This is a genomic window from Kitasatospora sp. NPDC001664, from assembly GCF_053596675.1.
Genome location: NZ_JBSFGS010000018.1, coordinates 59,507 through 72,916 on the forward strand (window position 1 = coordinate 59,507; position 13,410 = coordinate 72,916).

9 protein-coding genes, 1 tRNA gene and 1 riboswitch are annotated in these 13,410 nt (G+C 72.5%); of the genes, 8 read left to right on the forward strand and 2 right to left on the reverse strand.

Annotation, left to right across the window (positions count from 1 at the left end; translation table 11 throughout):
• Positions 1-152: 152 nt before the first annotated feature.
• The 5 genes from ACWCYY_RS24710 to ACWCYY_RS24730 all read left to right on the forward strand — a co-directional run bounded on the left by ACWCYY_RS24710 (position 153) and on the right by ACWCYY_RS24730 (position 6,663).
• Positions 153-2,480: a xanthine dehydrogenase family protein molybdopterin-binding subunit gene (locus ACWCYY_RS24710; protein WP_449797276.1), complete on the forward strand. Its 2,328-nt coding sequence runs from the start codon at positions 153-155 to the stop codon at positions 2,478-2,480.
• A gap of 117 nt (positions 2,481-2,597) precedes the next feature.
• Positions 2,598-3,197, forward strand: a complete 600-nt coding sequence (locus tag ACWCYY_RS24715; RefSeq protein WP_449797277.1) for a DUF3558 family protein — start codon at positions 2,598-2,600, stop codon at positions 3,195-3,197.
• A 182-nt stretch (positions 3,198-3,379) separates the two neighbouring features.
• The gene (gene mycP, locus ACWCYY_RS24720; protein WP_449797278.1) at positions 3,380-4,714 is read left to right on the forward strand and encodes a type VII secretion-associated serine protease mycosin; all 1,335 of its coding nucleotides are present in this window, start codon (positions 3,380-3,382) and stop codon (positions 4,712-4,714) included.
• 139 nt (positions 4,715-4,853) lie between these two features.
• Positions 4,854-5,180, forward strand: coding sequence for a hypothetical protein (locus ACWCYY_RS24725; RefSeq protein WP_449797279.1), 327 nt, complete (start codon positions 4,854-4,856; stop codon positions 5,178-5,180).
• Between the two features lies 1 nt (position 5,181).
• Complete coding sequence (locus tag ACWCYY_RS24730) at positions 5,182-6,663, forward strand: PPE domain-containing protein (RefSeq protein WP_449797280.1); 1,482 nt, start codon at positions 5,182-5,184, stop codon at positions 6,661-6,663.
• Positions 6,664-6,839: 176 nt separating this feature from the next.
• Here ACWCYY_RS24730 and ACWCYY_RS24735 read toward each other — a convergent pair.
• A tRNA-Cys gene (locus ACWCYY_RS24735) sits at positions 6,840-6,911 on the reverse strand.
• A gap of 270 nt (positions 6,912-7,181) precedes the next feature.
• A riboswitch (guanidine-III (ykkC-III) riboswitch) is annotated at positions 7,182-7,243 on the forward strand.
• A gap of 35 nt (positions 7,244-7,278) precedes the next feature.
• Here ACWCYY_RS24735 and ACWCYY_RS24740 point away from each other — a divergent pair.
• Both ACWCYY_RS24740 and ACWCYY_RS24745 read left to right on the forward strand, forming a co-directional pair.
• Entirely contained in the window at positions 7,279-7,593 is a 315-nt protein-coding gene (locus tag ACWCYY_RS24740) for a DMT family transporter (RefSeq protein ID WP_345290388.1), read from the forward strand.
• A gap of 101 nt (positions 7,594-7,694) precedes the next feature.
• Complete coding sequence (locus ACWCYY_RS24745) at positions 7,695-9,194, forward strand: MFS transporter (protein WP_449797281.1); 1,500 nt, start codon at positions 7,695-7,697, stop codon at positions 9,192-9,194.
• Here ACWCYY_RS24745 and ACWCYY_RS24750 read toward each other — a convergent pair.
• Complete coding sequence (locus tag ACWCYY_RS24750) at positions 9,191-10,435, reverse strand: polysaccharide deacetylase family protein (protein WP_345290390.1); 1,245 nt, start codon at positions 10,433-10,435, stop codon at positions 9,191-9,193. The two genes, ACWCYY_RS24745 and ACWCYY_RS24750, sit on opposite strands and share 4 nt — an antisense overlap.
• Positions 10,436-10,691: 256 nt before the next feature.
• On the opposite strand from ACWCYY_RS24750, the gene ACWCYY_RS24755 reads away from it, so the two are divergent.
• Positions 10,692-13,184 (forward strand): phosphatidylglycerol lysyltransferase domain-containing protein, encoded by a 2,493-nt coding sequence (locus ACWCYY_RS24755; RefSeq protein ID WP_449797282.1) that lies wholly within the window; start codon positions 10,692-10,694, stop codon positions 13,182-13,184.
• Positions 13,185-13,410 lie beyond the last annotated feature (226 nt).

The window sequence follows — 13,410 nt, forward strand, 5'->3', positions numbered from 1 at the left end:
CACGGCACGGTCTACGAGGGCGGTTACGAGCAGACCTACCAGGCCTTCGAGGGCGGCTACCAGACCGGTTACGACCCGGCCGCCGCCCAGGCCCAGGCCCACGACGGCAGCACCCCGCCGCACGGCATCCGGCACCCCGAGGACGATCGCGCATGAGCTCGCCCACCGACCTCACCGCCCCGGCGGCGCCCACCGCCGCGGAGGCCGAACTCCCCGACGGCGCGGAGCCGTTCGGCCTCGGCACCTCCGCCCGGCGCAGCGACGCGCTGCCCAAGGCGCTCGGCATCTACCCCTACGCCTCCGACCTCTGGGCCGAGGGCCTGCTCTGGGGCGCCGTGCTGCGCTCGCCGCACCCGCACGCCCGGATCGTCTCGGTCGACACCAGCGCCGCCCTGGCCGTCCCCGGCGTGCACGCCGTGGTGACCGCCGCCGACCTGCCGGCCGCCGCCGTCGAGGGCCTGACCGACCGCCGGGGCGTCGCCGACCGCCCGGTGCTCGCCGACGGCCTGGTCCGCCACCACGGCGAACCCGTGGCCGCCGTCGCCGCCGACCACCCCGACACCGCCCGGCTGGCCGCCGCCTCGATCGTGGTCGAGTACGAGCTCCTGGAGCCCGTCACCGACCCCGAGCAGTCCTTCACCTGCCCGCCGCTGCACCCCGACGGCAACCTGTTCCGCCACCTCCCGCTGCGCACCGGCGACCCGGAGGCGGTCGGCGAGGTCGTGGTCGAGGGCCTCTACCAGGTCGGCCGCCAGGACCCGGCCCCGATCGGCGCCGAGGCAGGCCTGGCCGTGCCCCGCCCCGACGGCGGCGTCGAACTCCACCTCTCCTCCACCGACCCGCACGGCGACCGCGACCGCACCGCCGCCTGCCTCGGCCTGGAGCCCGACCGGGTCCGCCTGGTCGCCACCGGCGTGCCCGGCGCCACCGCCGACCGCGAGGACCTCTCCTTCCAGGTCGTGCTGGCCCTGCTCGCGCTGCGCACCGGCCGCCCGGTGAAGATGACCCTCACCCGCGAGGAGTCCTTCCACAGCCACACCAGCCGGCACCCCGCCCTGCTGCGCTACCGCCACCACGCCGACGCCGAGGGCCGGTTGGTCAAGGTCGAGGCGCAGATCCTGCTGGACGGCGGCGCCTACGCCGAGGTCTCGGCCGAGGCGCTGGCCGCCGCCACCGCCTTCTCGGTCGGCCCCTACACCTGCCCCAACGTCTTCGTCGACGCCTGGGCCGTGCGCACCAACAACCCGCCCGCGGGCCGGATGCGCGGCGAGGGCGCCCTGCAGACCTGCTTCGCCTACGAGTCCCAGCTCGACCGGCTCGCGGCCCTCGTCGGCGTCGACCCCGTGGAGATCCGGCGGCGCAACGCGATGACCACCGGCGACCCGCTGCCCACCGGACAGGCCGTCACCTGCCCCGCCCCGGTGGCCGCCCTGCTCGACGCCGTCTCCACCGCCCCGCTGCCCGCACTGCCGGTCGACGACCCCGACAGCGAGTGGCTGCTCCCCGGCGGCCCGGGCGGCGCCGGCGACCCGGCCGCCGTCCGGCGCGGCATCGGCTACGCCCTCGGCATGGTCCACATGCTCGGCGCCGAGGGCGAGGACGAGGTCTCCACCGCCACGGTCCGGGTCAGCGGCGACCACGCCACCGTCATCTGCGCCGCCGTCGACGTCGGCCAGGGCTTCGCCACCCTCGCCCGGCAGATCGTCCAGTCGGTGCTCGGCGTTTCCGAGGTCTACATCGCGCCGGTCGACAGCGACCAGTCGGTGGCCGGCCCGTCGGCGCGCGGGCGGCACACCTGGGTCAGCGGCGGTGCGGTGGAGCGGGCCGCGGTGATGGTCCGTCACCAGCTGCTCCAGCCGATCGCCGCCAACTTCGGCATGTCGGTGGAGCTCCTCACCATCGCCGACGGCAAGATCTCCTCCTACGACGGCGTGCTCGGCATGCCGGTCACCGAAGCCCTGGAGGGCAAGGAGCTCTGGGCCACCGCCCAGTGCCGCCCGCACCCCACCGAGCCGCTGGACGAGAACGGGCAGGGCGACGCCTTCGTCTCCATCGCCTTCTGCGCGATGCGGGCCGTCGTGGACGTGGACATCGAGCTCGGCGCGGTGCGGGTGGTCGACGTGACCGTCGCCCAGGACGTCGGCCGGGCCCTGAACCCGCGTCAGATCGAGGAGCGCATCGAGGCGGGCGTCGCCCAGGGCGTCGGCCTGGCCCTGCTGGAGGACCTGCGCACCGAGGGCGGCCGCCTCCTCAACCCCTCCCTCACCGGCTACCGCCTCCCCACCGCCCTCGACACCCCCGAGGTCCGCATCGCCGCCCTCCTCGAGGAGCGCGACGTGGTCGCCACCTTCGGCGCCAAGGCCATCAGCGCCGTCCCCGCCGTCGCCGCCCCCGCCGCCGTCGCCGCAGCCGTCCGCGCCGCCACCGGCCTCCCCGTCGCCCGCCTCCCCATCCTCCCCGAGGACGCCATCACCGCCTGACGCAACCGCGCCCGCTAGGGTGACGTCCCGTAGACAGTCAGTCAGTACCGGCCGGGGGGCTCCGTGGTTCGCGCGCGCCCCGCGCCCGCCGGACCGAACGGAACGAGGACCGAACCCATGCGCCGACCCACCGCCGCCCTCGCGGCTGTTGCCGCCCTGTCGCTGGCCCTGACGGGCTGTTCGATGCTGAACGGGAAGGAATCGGCCTCCTCCGAGGTGGCCGTGAAGCCGCCGGTGGTGGACGAGACGCCCGACCCGGGGAACGGCCCGCCGGTGACCCAGCAGAAGAAGACCAGGACGGTGGAGATCTGCACCCTCTTCAACGCCTCGGACATCAGCCGTGCTACGAACGACGAGATGGAGGGCACGCTGGAAGGCGGCGGCAGCTACTGCGTGGTCTCCACGAAGAAGACCCAGCTCGCGGTGGACATCGTGGCGATCCGCTACGAGCAGGGCATCCAGGACCAGGGCGGCGACGGTACCAAGCTCCGTATCGGTGGCAACCGGGCTTCCCAGAAGGTGGGCAAGGACAAGGACGGGCGTAACCAGTGCTACGTCGTCGTGCAGTTGAACAGCATCAACGAGTTCGGCGACAACGCGGTGCGGGTCGTGATCGTCGACTACTCCAAGGGCGCCAATGGCCCCAACCCGGACCTCTGCGGAGTCGCCCGGAGCGTGACGCAGATGGTCTTCGACAAGATTCCGGCGGCGTCCTGACCGGCTGCTGTTGCCGTTCGTGCGGAAGCTGTGCAGCTGCGTGGGGGCCTGCCCAGGTCGGTCGGCCGGGCGATACGATCGAGCGGTCCGTGCCCTGACGGTGCGGTGGTGGTGTCCAACTGACGGGGTGCGGGGTAGGGATGACGCTCGATAGGACTTGGCGAACACTCGGTGCCGCGACTGTGACGGCCGGTCTGCTGGTGACGACAGCCCCACTCGCTTCGGCCGACCAAGTGCGGGACGCACAGTGGCCGATCCAGCAGCTCGACCTCCAGAAGGCGTGGTCCGTCACCAAGGGGGACGGCGTCATCGTCGCGGTCATCGACTCCGGCCTTGACCCCAACCACCCGGACCTCGTCGGTCAGGTGCTGCCTGGGTTCGATCCGGGTGGCAAGGGGCGGGAGATCGTTCCGACCGGTGACGGTCACGGCACCTCGATGGCCGCGATCATCGCTGCGAAGGGCCACGGCAACGGGGAGGGCATGCTCGGGGTTGCTCCTGGAGCCAAGATCCTCCCGATCTTCAAGAACACCGCGGATAACCTGAACGGCGTTCCAGAGGGTATCCGCTGGGCAGTCGATCACGGTGCGAAGGTCATCAACATCTCGCAGGGCGGCGCGACTCCGACCTCGGCCCCCGAGCAGGAGGCCGTCGACTACGCCCTGTCGAAGGACGTGCTGATCGTCGCTGCCTCCGGCAACAGTGGGGTGACGCCGGTCGAGAGCCCCGCAAGGACCCCTGGCGTCATGGCAGTGGGCGGCACTGGCAAGAACGGCAAGATCTGGGCGAAGTCCAACTACGGGCCGGAGGTCCTGGTTGTGGCTCCGGGCGATGAGATCGTGTCGGCGGGTGACTGCTCAGGTGGTAAGTACTGCATGGGGGGTGGTACATCCTCCGCGACCGCGTACGTCTCCGGAACGGCCGCACTACTGCGCGCGAAGTTCCCGAATCTGACGGCGGGGCAGATCGCCAACCGCCTGGTGAAGTCGGCGAAGGCGCCCGCCGGGGTGACTGTTCCCGACCAGCGGTACGGCTATGGCCTCATCCGCCCCTATGAGGCGCTGACCCAGGACATCCCCGCCGGCCCGGCCCAGGGGCCGCTCGCGGCCAAGGCATCCACTGGTACGGGCAGTAGGCCAGGCACGGCAGCTCCGACCGCAGGGGCAGGGACGCTCGGTGGAACCGGTACCGGGGATGCGGCGCCCGAGGTGAAGGAATCGGAGGGTTTCTCCTTCCTGGGCAAGGGCGTGGCCATCGGCGGTGCCGTACTCCTCGGTCTGCTGCTGGTCTTCGTCCTGGTGATGGTGCTGCTCGTCAAGCGCCGCCGGACCGTGGCCACGCCGCAGTTCACCCCGCAGCCCAGCCAGCCGCCCTACGGCCCGCCGCAGGCTCAACAGCCGTATCCGAACCAGCCTTACGGCCAGCAGCCTCCGCCCCCTGGGTACCCCCAGTACGGCAACCAGCCGCCGCAGCAGCCGCCGTACCAGAATCCTTATGGATCCGGTGGTAACCAGTGACGCTGAGGGTGTGTCAGACGCCTCCGCGCAAGCGATACGATCGAACGTCCTGACCGCGTGACAACAACCGGTCGGCCGGGCGTCAGCAGCGCCCGTACCAGTCAGACGGGGAAGCAGACACTCCAGGGGGAGGAGCCGGATGTCGAACGGATACCGGGTCAACACCGATGAGTTGGAGGCGGTCGTCAGGCGACTGCGCGCGCTCCAACAGAACCTCGGCCAGACCGCCAACAGCAGCAAGTACAACACCGTGGTCGGAACGACCGACTTCGGTGGAGAGGGTTTCAAGGAGGCCCAGGCGCTCGCCACTGCGCACGACGGCATGCAGAACTTCCTTGCGAAGACGATCGCTGACCTCAACACGCTGATCAACGAGTTCGGCGACAAGACCCAGACGGTGAACGACAACTACCGCGGCACCGAGTACGACCAGAAGTCCGTTATGGACTCCCAGAAGGTGGTCTGAGATGGGAAGCCGTTCGTACTTCGAGGGCCACGCGCTGATCCCGCTCCAGAGGATGCTCAGCGGCTCCAATCCGGGACGCCTCAAGGAGGTCGCCGACCACTGGAAGAACGTCGACGCCGAACTCCGGGCCGCTGCCGACGACTTGCAGAAGGCTGTGGAGCACGCTCGGCAGAGTTGGGAGGGGAAGGCGGCCGAGGGGTTCACCCAGGCCGCCACCCGTATCCAGCAGAGTCTGACCAACACCGCGAGCTACGCCGTCCGTACCTCCACCGCGATGGACTTTGCCGGCAAAGTGCTGGAGCAGAGCAAGTCCGTCATGGGCGACATCGAGGTCCCCAGCCGCCTCGAGAGCGGCATCAAGTTGGTCGGTGACCTCGGTCAGCGGTCCGACGCCCAGTTCAAGGCAGACCTTGCGGGCGGAATGGACCGTGCCGCTGCGGTCAACAAGAACTACGACGAGCTGTCGGCTACCGAGATCGCCCATCAGCGCGCGATCGTGGTGATGGAGCACCTGGCACCTCAGTACCAGGACGCGGTCACCTTCCTGGGCGCGCCGCCCTACGACGATCGCGACGACCCGCGCAAGCCCTTCCCGTCGGAGCCGAGCGAGAAGCTCACGCCTCCGCCGGTGAAGCCGCAGCCGCACATCGCCCCGCCCACCCCGAACAACCCGGGCGGCAACGACAAGCCCGGTTGGACGCCGCCCGGCGGCACGCCTGGCATGCCAAAGCCGGACGGGCCGCACTCGCCGACCCTCCCGACGGGCCCGACCGGGCCCGGGGTGCCGGATGGTCGTGTGCCGACGCCGGTGCACCCGTTGCCGGGTGGGCCGCGGCTGGACAGTGTGGTTCCGCCGGTGTCGACCTTGCCGGCGCCGGGGCACAACGTGCCGACGGTGCCGACGGGGCCGGGGCTCGGTGGTGGTGGCGGCGGTGGTGGCGGTGGGCTGCCGCCGATGGGGCTGCCGGGTATCGGTGGTGGCGGCGGTGGCCGTGGCGTCGGTGGCGGTGGTGCCGGTGGTGGTCGTGGGATCGCCGGTGGTGCGGGCCGTGGTGGCGCCGGGGCCGGTGCCGGTGGTGCGGGCCGCGGCGGTTCCGGGGCCGGTGCGGGTGCCGGGGCCGGTGGTGCTGGTTCGGGCCGTACGGGTCAGCCCGGGATGGGTGGCATGCCGGGGGCCGGTGCCGGTGGTGGCGCCGGTGGCAAGGCCGGTGGCGGCAAGCCGAGTCTGGTCCGCAAGGAGGGCGGGACGGTCGGCGGTGCCAAGGCCGGCGGGGCCAGTGGGCGTTCGTTCACCCAGGGCGGTTCGGGCCTCGGCCAGGGCGGTCAGGGGCGCGGTGGCGCGGCCGGTGCGGGTGGCATGCCCGGGATGGGTGCTGCCGGCGGCAAGAAGAAGGACAAGAACGGCAACCGTCCGGACTACCTGGTCGAGGACGAGGACACCTGGCGTACCGGCGGGAAGGCCAACCCGCCGGTGATCGACTGACCGGCGGTACGCCGAACGACGACCGGGGCCCGGCCGCAGGGGAGATCCTGCGGCCGGGCCCCGGCGTTTTCGGGGTTGCCGGAAATGCGGTACGCGGGAACACGGAAAAGCGGAAACGCGGAAAAGGGCATGCCGAATTCACCCTCCCGCATCGGGAGGGTGAATTCGGCATTCGGAGGCCATGACGGGAATCGAACCCGTGTACACCGCTTTGCAGGCGGTTCCCTCAACCACTCGGGCACACGGCCAAGAAGGGGTGACGGCAGGTCAGCGACGGCTGCCGGCAAGGGGGAGAGAGGTCAGCGACAGGAGCGACAACAGGGAGCGGCACAGGTGCGGGGCGCTGCGATCGCCACCGTCTTCCTGCTCATGGCCTGCTCCTGTCGTCCGGCCCCGGAATCCCCGGGGGCGCTGTGTGAATTCATGGTGGCGGATAAACCGAGCCCGCGTCAATCCCCGAACGTGAATTCCGTGTGTCGCGGCCCGGAGGGTCGGAACGCGGCCGCGTGCTAGCCTCGGGGCAGGTGAGTGATCACCCCGGACGAGGCGCGTCGTACCCGGAACGACAAGACGGCGCAGTAGTGAAGTCGAGACCTACTGCGAGGAGTGCCCGTCATGGCTTGGGTCGTGTTGATCGTTGCCGGTGTGCTGGAGACGGTGTGGGCGGTGGCCCTGGAGGCGTCGAAGGGGTTCTCCCGGCTGGTGCCGAGCGTGGTGTTCGGGGTGGCCCTGCTGCTGAGCATGGGCGGGCTGGCGTACGCGATGAAGAGCATCCCGTTGGGGACGGGCTACGCGGTCTGGGTCGGGATCGGGGCGATCGGGACGGCGCTGTACGGGATGGCCGTGATGGGGGACGCGGTGACGGCGGCCCGGGTGACCTGTCTGGTGCTGATCCTCGGCGGTGTGGTGGGGCTGAAGGTGCTGCACTGACCGCGACCGGGAGGGCCGGCCGGGCCTAGGACCTGCGGGGTAGCGAGAACGGGCCTGCAGGTCAGGGGTCATTTCGACGGACGGCACTTACGATGTCGGGCATGACCACAGCAGCCGGCAGCGCCACCCAGACCGTGCACGAACCGCCCTCCGAGGGAGAGGGCGGTGTGCTCAGTGGCCCGTACCGGGCGTTGACGCTGGGGATCGTCTCGGTGGTGCTGCTGCTGGCCTTCGAGGCGACGGCGGTGAACACCGCGATGCCGGTGGCGGCGGAGCACCTGCACGGGCTGGGGCTGTACGCCTTCGCGTTCTCGGGGTACTTCACCTCGACGCTGTTCGCGCTGGTGATATCCGGGCAGTGGGCGGACCGGCGGGGGCCGATCGGGCCGCTGTTCGCGGGGATCGCGGTGTTCGGGGCGGGGCTGGTGCTGGCCGGGGCGGCCGTGAACATGTGGATGTTCGTGGCGGGCCGGGCGGTGCAGGGGCTCGGCGGCGGGCTGGTGATCGTGGCGCTCTACGTGGTGGTGGGGCGGGCGTTCCCGGAGCGGCTGCGGCCGTCGGTGTTCGCGGCCTTCTCGGCGGCCTGGGTGCTGCCCTCGATCGTCGGGCCGGTGGTCTCGGGGGCGGTGACCGAGCACCTGGGCTGGCGCTGGGTGTTCCTGGCGGTGCCGGTGCTGATCCTGTTGCCGCTGGCGGTGATGGGCCCGGCGCTGCGGCGCTCCGAGCGGGCCCAACCGCCCGCCGAGGCCAAGGAGTTCGACCGGGCCAGGACGCTGCGGGCGGCGATGGCAGCGCTCGGTGCGGGGCTGCTCCAGTACGCGGGCCAGCGGCTCGACCTGCTCGGGCTGCTGCCTGCCGCGGCGGGCGTGGCCCTGCTGGGGCCGGCGGTGGTGCGGCTGCTGCCGGCGGGGGCGCTGCGGGCGGCCCGGGGGCTGCCGACGGTGATCCTGCTGCGCGGGATCGCGGCGGGGGCGTTCTTCGCCGCCGAGGCCTTCATCCCGCTGATGATGGTGACCCAGCGCGGGCTGTCGCCGACGATGGCCGGGCTGACCCTGACCAGCGGCGGGCTCTCCTGGGCGCTGGGCTCCTTCCTGCAGGGGCTGCCGGCGGCGCAGGCGCACCGGGAGGCGATGATCCGGGCCGGGTTCCTGCTGACGGCGGTGTCGATCGCGGGGGCGGCGCTGGTGCTCGTACCGGCGGTGCCGGTCTGGGTGGCGGCCGCGGCCTGGGCGGTCGGCGGGGTCGGGATGGGGCTGGCGGTGGCCAGCATCAGCGTGCTGATGATGAAGCTCTCGGCGCCGGAGGAGGCCGGGGTGAACTCCTCCTCGCTCCAGCTCAGCGACGCGCTGGGCAACGTGCTGCTGATCGGCCTGGCCGGAGTCCTGTTCGCGGGCCTGGGCGGCGGTTCGTTGGCGGCGGCGGAAGGGGCGGCCTCGGTGCCGGTGGCCCCGTTCACGGCGATCTTCCTGGTGATGACGGGCGTGGCGCTGGTCGGCGCCCTGCTCTCCGGCCGGGTCCGGCCGACCGCGGACCGGCCGACCGAGGACCAACCGGCTGAGGACCGGGCGGCGCGGCCGGCCGGAGAGCTGACGGCGCGTTAGGGGGTGCCGAGGAAGGTCTCCCAGCCGCCGGTGGGGGCCTGGCCGGGGGTGAGGGTCTGGAGCTTGCGCAGCACGGCGGGGTCCTGGACCTCCAGCCACTCCACCAGCTGACGGAACGACACCATCCGGACCTCGGGCTTGGCGGCGATGGTCCTGATGGTCTGTTCGACGGCGTCCATGTAGATGCCGCCGTTCCACTGCTCGAAGTGGTTGCCGATGTAGAGCGGGGCCCGGTTGCTGGTGTAGGCGCGTTCGAAGCCGGCCAGCAGGGAGCCGGTGGCCTGGGTGCGCCAGGCGTCGTACGAGCCCGGGTTGCCCTTGGTGTTGTTGCCGGACTGGTTGTACATGATGTTGTAGTCCATCGAGAGCACCTGGAAGCTGTGCCCGGGGAAGGGGACGGACTGCAGCGGCATGTCCCACAGCGCGCCGCCCTGGAACTTCTGCGGCCAGACCTGGGTGCCGCCGGGGCCGCTGGAGTCGTACTTCCAGTTCCGCTTGACGGCGGTGGGCAGCAGGCCGCGCTGGCCCTCCAGGCAGGGGGTGCGGGCGCCGATCAGCTCCTTGCGGTAGTCGAAGGGCAGCGCGGGCAGGTCGGTGAAGCCGGTGTTGGTCTTCCAGTTCATCACGAAGTCCATCGCCTGCTGGATCTCGCTGTCCCACTCCTCGGGGGACCAGCGGCCGCCGCCGTTGGAGCCGCAGAAGTGGCCGTTGAAGTGGGTGCCGATCTCGTGGCCCTCCAGCCAGGCGGCGCCCAACTGCTCGATGGTGTCGTGGATGTGCTGGTCCGACAGGTAGCCGATGTCGCTGGCGCCGACCCGGTGCTGGGGCGGGTGGTAGAGGTCCTTCTTGCCCTCGGGCAGCAGGTAGATGCCGGAGAGGAAGAAGGTCATCGAGGCCTTGTGCTCCTTGGCGAGGGCACGGAAGCGGGTGAAGAGGCGGTTGTCCAGCTCGCCGGCGCCGTCCCAGGAGAAGACCACGAACTGCGGGGGGCGCTCGCCGGGCTTGAGCTTCTCGGGGGTGGGCTGGTTGGGCTGGGGGCCGGTGTCCGAGGTGGAGCCGTCGCCGATCGAGACGGCGGGGGGTTTGGCGGGGGCGGCCTGTTCGCCGGGGCCGGCGGGCGCGTTGGCGGGTGGGGCGGCCTGTTCGCCCTCGTTGGTGATGCCGCTGCCGCAGCCGGCCGCCAGGGTGGCGGCGGTGGCTGCTCCGGCGGCCAGCAGGCTGCGGCGGGAGATTGCGTCCATGGGCACGTCCGTTCCGGTGGCTCGTCGGAGCAGGAGCAGCGTGGGCTGTTTGTCCGATAAGTGCATGGATGTCGGTGATCGGGCCAAAGCTTCCCATGCGGACCGGCGCGAAACGGGGAAGGCGGGGCGGGCGCTGCGGGTGATCCTGCGGGCGTGCACAGCGTGCTCACCCGCGCGGAGTACCCGGGTGGCGCGCCCCGCTGCCCGGCCGTCAGATGGGGGTGACCCGCCCGGCCGGAGGGAGGAGCAGCAGCCGATGTGGCAGTCGCTGCTCGACGCCTACCGGGAGCGGATCGTCGACACCGGCCGGGAGCCGCTCTTCCTGCTGCTGCTCGGTCTGATCGGCTCGTTCCTGTTCATCCGGTTCAGCGTCCGCATGATCCGCCGGGGCACCAGCTGGTGGCCCGGCAACGTCACGCCCGGCGGCCTGCACATCCACCACGTGGTCTTCGGCCAGGGCCTGATGGTGGTCTGCGGGGTCGGCGCCTTCGCGGTCCGCGGCGACGGCGGTCAGCTGTGGAACGTGCTCGCGGTCGGCTTCGGGATCGGCTGCGGACTGGTGCTCGACGAGTTCGCGCTGGTCCTCCACCTCCAGGACGTGTACTGGAGCGAGCAGGGCCGGGCCTCGGTGGACGCGGTGATCCTGGTGGTCTCGCTGATCGGGCTGCTGCTGCTCGGCGAGCTGCCGCTCGGCGGCTTCTCCGGGAAGCTGACCGTCGGTCAGGTCGGGGTGGCCGGGCTGCTGCTGGTGCCGGTGCTGGTCTGCCTGTTCAAGGGGAAGATCTGGACCGGCCTGATCGGGGTGATGGTGCCGCCGCTGGCGGTGGTCGGGATGCTCCGGCTGGCCCGCCCGGCCAGCCCGTGGGCACGCTGGCGCTACCACGCCAGGCCGCGGCGGCTGGCCCGGGCGGAGCGGCGGGAGGAGCGCTTCCACCGCCGGGTGGTGGCGGCCAAGACCTCCTTCTACGACGTGCTGGCGGGCGCCCCGGACCCCAGCCCGGCGGCGGCGGAGGTCGCAGCTGTGCCCGCGCCCGCCCCCGGACCGCCGTCCCCCGCAGCGGAGGTGACGGCCCGTGAGCCGGTGTCCCGGCCGCTGCCCCGCTGGCGGCGGCGCTGCGCGACCGCCGTCGAGTGGTACCTGCGGGTGGCCACCCTGCTGAACCTGGTGGCCGGCCTGATCGCCCCGTTCCGGGACCGGGTCCAGCGGGCCAACAGCGGTGAGTACTTCACCCCGGTGCTGCTGACCGCCGGCTTCACCGCCGCGCTCTTCGCCGGCCTGCTCGCGGTGATGGTCCGCCGCCGCAAGCGGGCCGCCTGGCTGGTCACCACCGTGGTGGTGGCCGGGTACGCGGCCCTCTGCGCGCTGGCCCTGGCCGCGCTGCCGGAGGACCGCGCCCACCCCTTCAACTGGGTCTCGGCCGGTCTCACCACCGCCCTGCTGCTCGCCCTGCTGGCCGCCCGCCCGGCCTTCCGGGCCCGGGGCGAACGGGGCAACCTGGCCGCCGGGCTCACCGTGCTGCTCGGCGGCGGCGCCCTGATGACGGGCCTGGGCACGGTGCTGCTGCGACTGGCGGACGAGGGCGAGCACCCCGGCTGGGGCGACTGCGCCCAGTACGTCGCGCTGCGGCTGGTCACCATGGCCGGGCTGGTCGAGTACACCGACCTGACCGTGCCCGGCTGGCTGGACCTGCTGCTCAACGTGCTCGGCGCCGGTGTGCTGCTGTTCGCGGTGCGGATGCTGTTCCGCTCCCCGCGCGGCACCGAGCGGCTGGAGCCGCCGGACGAGGAGCGGCTGCGCGCCCTGCTGGCCCGGTACGGGGAGCGGGACCCGCTCGGCTACCTGGCGCTCCGTCGGGACCGCGCCGTCTGCTGGGCGCCGGACGGGCGGGCCGCGGTGGTCCACCGGGTGCTCAACGGGGTCTCCTTCGCCGCCGGGGATCCGGTCGGCGACCCCGGGGCCTGGGGCGGGGCGGTGTCGGCCTGGCGTGAACGGGTCCGGGAGGCCGGCTGGGTGCCCGCCGTGATCGGGCCGGGCGGGCGGGGGAGCGAGGCGTACCGGGCGGAGGGGCTGCGGGCCCTGGAGTACGGCGACGAGGGCGTGGTCACGGCGGCCGGCTTCGCGCCCGGGCCCGAGCTGCGGGCGGTCCGGGCCCGGGTCACCGCCGCCGGGTACCGGGCGGTGATCCGGCGTCACCGGGACGTCCCCGAGGAGGAGGTGGCCGAACTGGTGCGGCTGGCCGACGCCTGGCGGCACGGCCGGGACGTCCGGGACTTCGTGCTGACCCTCGGGCGGTTCGGCGACCCGGCGGACGGGGACTGCCTGCTGGCCCAGGCGCTGGACGAGCGGGGGCGGGTCTGCGCGCTGGTCAGCCTGGTGCCCTGGGGCACGGACGGGCTGGCGCTGGACCTGATCCGCCGCGACCGCGAGTCGGACGACGGGCTGGTCTCCCACCTGCTCACCGAAGTGCTGCTGCGGGCCGGTGAGTTCGGCCTGCGGCGGCTCTCGCTGAACTTCACCATGGCCCCGGGGGCCCGGTTGGCGGTGCTCCGCCTGCTCGGCCGCTGGTGGCGCCTGGACGAGCGGCACCGGGCCGCCGCGCGCTTCCGGCCCGCCCGGCGGGCGCGCTTCCTGCTGTACGAGAAGTCCTCCGAACTCCCCGCGATCCTGGCCGCCGGCCTGGCCGGGGAGGGCCTGCTGACCCGCCGTCGCCTCCGGGGCGCCCGGGCCGGTGGACGCGGCAGAACGTGACGCCAGAGGCGCGCGGAACGTGACCCCGGGGCGCGCGGAACGTACGTGGTGATGCCGGGGGCGCGAGGAACTGCGCGGGTCGGAAGGCGGCTCACCTGCAACTGAATCACCGTCAGCCAGTTGCAGGTGCTGCCGTTCCCCTGCGCGCAGTTCCTCGCGCCCCTGCGGGGCGCAACCACCTGCGCCCCTGGGAGGCGCAGCCCCCTGCGGAGCGTCGCGTGGTCAC